We start from the raw sequence: 7,496 nt of genomic DNA on the forward strand, positions 1-7,496 counted from the left end.
TTCATTATCCCACCAATGCCATTTAAAGTTTCTTCAAGCTCTTGCTTGTGAACAAGCGTTATAGGCATTGAATGCTCTTTCTCTGCTTGTTCTTTCAACTCCTTTTCACGGAATCTCAAAACAGCATTGCGTACAAAATTGACTTTTCTCAAAAGATCGTTTTCCAAATCACGACACAACCTGACAAGTTCTCGTGTGCTCGGAAACAACGTATCGGATAAACAATTTATTTCATCACATAAAATCCGTTTGACCACTGTCATCAGTGACCATGCAGAGACATTTTCCAAAACCATTCCATAGGTCAACGCCATTCCCTCATGGTCTGATTGTTGTGCTATTTTCAAACCACACGACAGCATGCGAATTGCTTTTGCTATATCCTCTTTACCTGCTTTCACTGCGAAGAGCTCTTGCAATTGATCACCAGCCTCTAAAGCAATCGATTCCTGCTGTTTCGTTAATTGGCTGCCTTCCTTCAAAACAAACGGACCGCTCGGAGGTATCATCGCATGAATGTGTTTCAAAATACCCTCGATTTCCGATATCAAGGAGACTGTCTGCGATACGCTCCCCAATGCTTTTTTGCTTTTGAGTGTAATTTCCATTGTTTCCACCATTGTTGTTCGTGTTTTTTGTTTTCTCTAAATCCTCGATAGCCTTTCGCACCCAGTTACGCCATGTTGCTTGCCAATCACGTTTGATAGCATTCTTTCCTGCACAGGCTTTCCAATAATCTCGAAACTTTGCAATTTCGACTTTGACACGCTCTGGAGGAAAGCCCTCTTCGATTGCAAAATCGTAATCGGGTTCAAAATCCGTAGGCAATCGACAACCGCGATTAGCTTTCGCTCGTTTTGCTTTTTTGGGAACGTTCTCTTGCTCGTGAATGGGAGGTTGGTTATCTGCTACCGTTTCGATTTGTTCTGATTGACTCTCAACAGCATCAACCTCGATTGGTTCGTGAACCAAATCGATTGTTTCTGAATTTTCAAAATCAGTTTCTTTTTTTGCTAATGCGATAGTATTAGTTTTTTATTATATATGTTATTGTTATTGTACCCTCTTGAAGAATCTTGAAGACTTCTTAAAGAATCTTGAGGCTTTCTTGAAGAATCTTCTTGATTTTTATGTTTCCTCGTATTGGCTGCTTTCTGCGCTCTTTCTGCAAACTTATTTAAAGTTTCATCCGAATTTTTTAATTCTTCTTCAACATCTGAACTCCACAAACGACCATCTTCTAAACAGATAATGTGTCCAGATCTAAATAAATAATCTAATGCCTTTTGAAACCTTTTTACTGAACAGCAAGTAAAATGAGATAATATTTGCGCATCATTGAAAAGAGGTTCTCTGATACGCAACATTTGCAATCGCAACCGCATATAAACATTGCCTTCAATCGCAGGCAAATGTGCAAGATCAAATAACCACTTGTCTGCAAAAAGTCTTGTCCATGGTATTTTACTGGACATGTATATCCCCTTCTTTCGTTAAATATAAAATTGCCAAAGCATCTGCTTCATTATCATCACAAGGCGTGTGACCTTTTGCACGCATTGCCTTAATCATTTCTTCTTTTGAAGCATTTCCTTTGCCTGTCGTTGCTTTCTTAATGGTAGCAACAGGAATGCCTTCATATGGTATCTGATGATGTTCACACCACGCTGTTAAGGTTGCTAGAAAGCCTCCGTAAATATGAGAAGCGTCTGTACCCACATGCCGGCGCACCTCTTCAAAATATACCGCGTCAATTTCATCAACAGATCTCTTTAGTTCAGTAAGCCACCGTTTAAAGCGTAAATAACGCATACCACCGCCTTCAAAACGGCGTGATTGAAAATCTTCTGTATCGCTTGTTATGTGACCATCCGCACCGCATATTGCCCAGCCTGTCTTGGTCCCTAGATCAAGACATAAAATGGTTTGTGCGTTAGTGATCATAATCCCCTTAAGGCTCTACGTATTTATATGTGTGTTATGACAGAACGTGTTGTGATTGCTTGTCTTGAAAAAATGTTTTTGAAAAAGTATCCTCCCAACGATTCTAAAAAAGTGGGGGGAGTTATGATACAAGAATGGATAAAGATATTTCTTACAGGTTTCCTGTCATTTATCGGATCTCTTTCAGTAGCGCTTATTTTAAGAAATAAAGACCGTAAAGAAGCCGCTAAAATCCGCAAAGATGATTTAGAAACAGCTGCAAAAAAACGAGAAGAAGATAAAGAATGGATAAGCAAGCAATTTGCAGAAAGCCAAGAACAGACGATAGTCTTTAAAGAGCAAGCAATATCGACAAAAGATCTTGCCAAATGGTCAGAAGAACATATTAAAATTTTGTTAGATAACAAAAGAGTAGAGGATTTAGGAACGCCACCTTCCATATATATAACTGGACCCCACTTGCCAACAAAATGCAAGTGGACGCTTCTTTGTTTAAAGATAAAAAACAATGCACAAACTGTCATCCACGTTTTAAATATAAAGCTAAAAGATGGTTCTCGCTTTATTCTTGGATATGGCATTAGATACAAACCGGAAATAAGATTGCGGCAAATGCAATCACCATATGTTAATCCTGATGCCAGACCAACGTCACACACAATATCATCCGGATACTGTGAGAAAGCAAAGGATTTTCGAACGGGACAAGAAATCGATGTTAATATTTCTATAGCTCCCTCAGAAGATAAGTACACAGGAATCCTTATTTTTGTAGCTGCGCGTGAAGAAGATATAAAAGCCCAAGTTACTTTAATCATTACTCATACATCCCCATTGAAACCAGAAACAACAATGACTGTAACGACACAAACCGACTTCATAGACTTTAAAAAATTGGATTAACTCAGATTCAGACACACACTGCATGCATCATCTATTAATTCAATTTCTTCTTTTCTTTTTTCGATGAGTTTATCCCTTAAGAAATCAAGCTTACTTTTGACTAAGGCTGTAAACAAGATCAGTTCATTTAAGCGATAAAAAGATGACAACTCTTGAGAAAAATAATTATCAAACCAAGTTGTAAAAGCTTGCGTAAACACAGATAAAAACCATTGATTAAAATCATCGTACGGAAATAACGGGAAATATTTTCTATCATCACGCGCAAAGATACTATGCAGCATATAGACAAGAAAACCTGTTGATGAGGGATCTATCCTTATTTCAAAACATGCATCTTCAGGCGAACGGAGACCATAATATATGGTTTCCTGTCCAATCTTATTAACAAGATCAATCAACTGGACTTTGCTTATAGTGATCTGTAGGACATCTATCATCTCTGATCTTTCTTCTTTAAGAATGTGAATGATGCTGTTGATGTTCATTCTTTTCTGTGGGAGAAGTAGTAAAAGCAGGCATAGGGCTAGAACTATCCTTCAACTTTTGCAGCTTGAGATAATTTATTACGGAGATAGATCCTCTTTTTTCCCACTTGCAAACAGCTGCTTGAGTTACACCAAGTATTTTCGCCATTTCTGATTGTGTCCAATTAAATTTGCCCCGTATTGACTTAGTCAAATTCTTAAAATCTTCTCGTTGATCCATTTACAAGCTCCAATTACAGCTTTGTCTTATTTTATTCATATAATTATAGTTATATAAAGTCAATGAAAATTATCTTTATCAACGATAAAAAAATAAGGTAAGCAGAAGTATGAGTAATAAATCTAATATTATAAGCACATTAAAAAAGATTTTGACCGAGTTTAACTTAACGCAAGAAGATGTAGCCAAACGGCTAAACGTAACACAAGCTTCAGTGTCTAAGTGGTTAAAAGATTCTGATCCACGCGGCTCTAATCGAGATGCCATTTTAGAATTATATAAAGAACTAAAAGGGGATAATCACTTCACAACTTTTGTTCCTCTTATGGGGTATATTGGAACAGGAACACAGATAGATCCAAGTTTTGAACAAATCCCTGAAGATGGTCTTGAACAAGTAGAAATTCCTTTTGCTTTACCTGATGATATGGTTGCTTTTGAAGTTAAAGGAGATTCTATGATTCCAGCCTATAAAGATGGAGATATGGTTATCGTAAGACGGCGCCAAATTAAAACAATAGAATCCTTTTTTGGCAAAGAAGCCGTTATTTTAACACATGATAATAAAAGATATATAAAGCAGATTAGCAGGGGAATGAATGGTGAAATAGATCTGCTTTCTTGGAATGCCTTACCTATTAAGAATGTTAAAATTGTGTGGGTTGGAGAGATATTTGCTATTTTGCCAATAAGTTCTTACAGCAAGATGATTCGGACTTATCGCTAATTATCCTCCCCTCTTATTCAACAAGATATTATAATATTTTTTATAAAAAATATAACTTTTTATAATTTTTTGCTTTCTGTTTTATAATTATAGTTATATAAGTAATTATACAAACCACGCACAAACAATCACCAAGAGGCGTTAGGGAGGAAAAATTATGGATAAGCCAATTCTTATAAATTCCAATGAAATTTTATTAGTTGCCTACGATAAAGATCAACACATTGCAGAGTCTGGACCACTTGATGCAATCCAAATCTTTCGCATCAATCCTTCTGAGAATAATTGTGAAGATATCTCTGAAGAGATTGCAGAAGCATATGTAAAAGAAAATATCGAACATCTCCATGAGGATAGTGAGGTTCATGACTTTGTACGCGAAAGTGATGTTTACCAAGAACTTTTAGACGAGATCGCAGACGAAAAATATAATGATGAGATTTACGGTACTTACGAACAACAACACCGTTTGCGTCCTTGTGATGTGCTTTAAATTCTGAAGGGCGCATTTAAAAGCGCCCCCTTTCATTCATCAATCCCATCAACATGAGGTTCGTAATGGAAAAGCTTCTTGCTACTCAATACAATATTATTCAGCATCAAAAGGTTCAAACTATTAGCGCTCGTGATTTATATACCTTTTTAGAGGTAAAAACCGAGTTTAGAAAGTGGATAACAAACTGTATTAAAGAACTTAGCTTTAGAGAAGATGTCGACTTTGTACTTTCTACTAAAGAATTATCAAACTCCTCACGTGGAAATCCTTTTAAAGATTATGCTCTCACTTTAGACACAGCAAAACACATTGCCATTTGTGAACCTGGTCTCAAAGGTAAACAAGTGCGTGAATATTTTCTGAAATGCGAAAAAAAGTAAATTCAAAAATCGATTATTCAAATCCTGAAACATTAGAAGATTTCTTAAGACATCTAAGACAGCAAATCAAGCACAATGACAATGTTGTCACAACGAATGGAGTGAAGCATGCATAATTTTATCACAACATCTGAAAGAAATTTTCAAAACACAACAGTTCCAACCATGTCTAGTCGTGAAATTGCAGAGTTATGCGGTAAGCAACATGCGCATATTATGCGTGATATTCGACAAATGTTAGGAGAATTATATCCTGAAGGGGGTCAATCCAAATTTGGATCCACCTATTTAGATAAACAGGGTAAGCCCCAAAACTGTTACAACCTCCCTAAACGCGAATGCCTCATTTTAGTTTCTGGTTACAGCATGACATTACGTGCTAGGATTATAGACCGTTGGCAAGAATTAGAAAAGCAAGCAGCAATACCACAAATCGACTACTCAAGTCCTCAAGTTATGCTTGGTGTTTTAACGTATCTCAAAAATGAAAATGAACAAAAAGATAACATTATTGCAAATTTAAAACCAAAGGCAATGGCTCTTGAAAGCTTACAGCGCCATGATGGACTCTTCGGTCTTACAGAAGCCGCTAAAATACTCGAGATGCAACCAAAACAGTTCATTCTCTTCTTACAGCAAAAAGGTTGGGTTTACAGACGAGCAGCAGGTGGAAATTTGCTTCCTTATCAAGACAAAATCCAAAAGAAACTTATGGATTGTCCAACCATCACATTTCAAACCGCAAGTGGAATAGAAAAGGTCATTCCTTGCGCAAAAATCACAGCAAAAGGAATTGGTGTGTTGTCTCAAGAACTTAAACGACAAAGCATGCATTAAGAGAAATAATCATGGAAAAGAAATACGAATTTACTGATAAAATCGATATAGTTTATAAGCGCCGATTTTTTAATTTTTTATTTGACAAAATACTATCAGTATGTCTATTGTCGAATCAGGTGCCTAGAAAACACCTTAAAATACCAAGCGGATTGGTTGCCGAAATAATCAGTCTTCTGAACATTAAAGATTTTGACTCATTATATGCTGTAGCATATAATGGTCTTGTCGGGTGTAGTTACACTATACAATACCCTCACGGGAAAGGTGTGACGACGGACTTGGTACCGTGTTTTCTAGCACCCGGCACTCTTTTAGAGTGTCAATAGAAAACCTCTATTACCAAGGAGTTCACAGTGAACACACTTATAGAAATTAAAGAAAGCACTGCTAATAGTGCTACCACTCAGACTATGTCGAGTCGTGAAATTGCAGAATTATGTGGTAAAGAACATCGGAATGTTATGCGGGATATTCGGCAAATACTTACTGAGCTCAAAATTGAGCTGAGTGAATTTGCAGGATTCTACAGAGATTCAATAGGTCGTACTCTTCCTTGCTACAATCTTCCCAAACGTGAGTGTTTAATTCTTGTTTCGGGTTACAGCACTGCTTTACGAGCAAAGATTATTGACCGCTGGCAATAATTGGAAAGACAAGTAGCAACACCACAAATAAATCTTGCCAATGCTTTGGAAAATCCTCTTACGATTAAACAGCTCCTTTTAGAGAGTATCAATCAATTAGAAGACTTAAGAAATGAGGTGAGTACACTCAAGCCTAAAGCAGAAGCTTTGGAAGGTTTAAAACGCTCTGATGGTTTATTCGGTCTTATCGAAGCAGGGAAGATGTTGGAGGTGCGCCCAAAGGACTTAACCAATTACTTGCGTAAACATGATTGGGTGTATCGACGGGCTCCAGGGGCGCCTCTGTTACCTTATCAGGATAAAATCAAAAAAGGTTTCATGGACTGTCCTGCTATCACTATCCAAAGACCAGATGGTACAGAAAAGGTACTCCCTTCAACAAAAATCACATCCAGAGGATTGGCTTGTTTGAGAGAACAAATCTTTGGGGGTGTGCAATGAATACCAGTATCGACTTTTTATGTGATTTGTGGATAGCGTTGTCTCAGTTTGTCAATTGTGAATACGTAGATGACAAAGACTGTAGTGACTTGGTTGACATCATGAGCATAGTAGAAAAAGCTTTGATTTTAAAACTTCAAGATGAAATTCCAAATATTACAAAGATTCTAGCAGTTTTAACGGATTTTGGAGATTCAGAGCTGCCCCATAGAATGGATTCTTTGTTGCGAGCTTATGATCCGAGTTTGCAGAAGCCTGTCACGAAAGCGGCTTAGTTTTAAACAATTGATTTCATCTCCTCGTCCTATAGGACGAGGAGGGGATTAATTAATATAAAAAAGAGAAAGGTAATGAGATGATATTTGATGATGGAGATAGATATGTAACGACACGTGAGTGTGCACAGCTTTTTA

10 protein-coding genes and 2 pseudogenes are annotated in these 7,496 nt (G+C 37.1%); 7 read left to right on the plus strand and 5 right to left on the minus strand.

What is annotated here, in order from left to right:
• From ACFIMG_RS05610 to ACFIMG_RS05620, 3 genes and pseudogenes are all read right to left on the minus strand, one after another.
• On the minus strand, positions 1-482 hold a 482-nt coding region (locus ACFIMG_RS05610; protein WP_375693580.1), incomplete at its 3' end, for a hypothetical protein.
• A pseudogene (locus tag ACFIMG_RS05615) lies at positions 424-1,475 on the minus strand (hypothetical protein). The pseudogene ACFIMG_RS05615 and the gene ACFIMG_RS05610, both read right to left, overlap by 59 nt.
• The gene (locus ACFIMG_RS05620) at positions 1,465-1,944 is read right to left on the minus strand and encodes a crossover junction endodeoxyribonuclease RuvC (RefSeq protein ID WP_375678264.1); all 480 of its coding nucleotides are present in this window, start codon (positions 1,942-1,944) and stop codon (positions 1,465-1,467) included. Before ACFIMG_RS05620 ends, ACFIMG_RS05615 begins: the two are co-directional and overlap by 11 nt.
• Positions 1,945-1,971: 27 nt before the next feature.
• On the opposite strand from ACFIMG_RS05620, the gene ACFIMG_RS05625 reads away from it, so the two are divergent.
• Positions 1,972-2,847, plus strand: a complete 876-nt coding sequence (locus ACFIMG_RS05625; protein WP_375678265.1) for a hypothetical protein — start codon at positions 1,972-1,974, stop codon at positions 2,845-2,847.
• Here ACFIMG_RS05625 and ACFIMG_RS05630 read toward each other — a convergent pair.
• Positions 2,844-3,248, minus strand: a complete 405-nt coding sequence (locus tag ACFIMG_RS05630) for a hypothetical protein (RefSeq protein WP_375613831.1) — start codon at positions 3,246-3,248, stop codon at positions 2,844-2,846. The genes ACFIMG_RS05625 and ACFIMG_RS05630 overlap by 4 nt on opposite strands.
• Positions 3,249-3,303: 55 nt before the next feature.
• Entirely contained in the window at positions 3,304-3,555 is a 252-nt protein-coding gene (locus ACFIMG_RS05635) for a helix-turn-helix transcriptional regulator (protein ID WP_375678266.1), read from the minus strand.
• A 109-nt stretch (positions 3,556-3,664) separates the two neighbouring features.
• On the opposite strand from ACFIMG_RS05635, the gene ACFIMG_RS05640 reads away from it, so the two are divergent.
• The 6 genes and pseudogenes from ACFIMG_RS05640 to ACFIMG_RS05665 all read left to right on the plus strand — a co-directional run bounded on the left by ACFIMG_RS05640 (position 3,665) and on the right by ACFIMG_RS05665 (position 7,358).
• Positions 3,665-4,282 carry a helix-turn-helix transcriptional regulator gene (locus ACFIMG_RS05640; RefSeq protein WP_375613830.1) on the plus strand — a complete coding sequence of 206 codons (618 nt, stop codon included), beginning with the start codon at positions 3,665-3,667 and terminating at the stop codon, positions 4,280-4,282.
• A gap of 157 nt (positions 4,283-4,439) precedes the next feature.
• Positions 4,440-4,775 (plus strand): hypothetical protein, encoded by a 336-nt coding sequence (locus ACFIMG_RS05645; protein WP_375678267.1) that lies wholly within the window; start codon positions 4,440-4,442, stop codon positions 4,773-4,775.
• A gap of 65 nt (positions 4,776-4,840) precedes the next feature.
• The gene (locus ACFIMG_RS05650) at positions 4,841-5,158 is read left to right on the plus strand and encodes an antA/AntB antirepressor family protein (RefSeq protein WP_375678268.1); all 318 of its coding nucleotides are present in this window, start codon (positions 4,841-4,843) and stop codon (positions 5,156-5,158) included.
• 108 nt (positions 5,159-5,266) lie between these two features.
• On the plus strand, positions 5,267-5,995 hold the full coding sequence (locus ACFIMG_RS05655; protein WP_375674651.1) for a Rha family transcriptional regulator: 729 nt from the start codon (positions 5,267-5,269) through the stop codon (positions 5,993-5,995).
• Between the two features lie 356 nt (positions 5,996-6,351).
• Positions 6,352-7,083, plus strand: a pseudogene (locus ACFIMG_RS05660) (phage antirepressor KilAC domain-containing protein).
• Complete coding sequence (locus ACFIMG_RS05665) at positions 7,080-7,358, plus strand: hypothetical protein (protein WP_375646213.1); 279 nt, start codon at positions 7,080-7,082, stop codon at positions 7,356-7,358. The pseudogene ACFIMG_RS05660 and the gene ACFIMG_RS05665 overlap by 4 nt, the downstream one beginning before the upstream one ends.
• Positions 7,359-7,496: the final 138 nt, after the last annotated feature.

The organism is Bartonella sp. AP11XZML (genome assembly GCF_042196445.1).
GTDB lineage: Bacteria > Pseudomonadota > Alphaproteobacteria > Rhizobiales > Rhizobiaceae > Bartonella.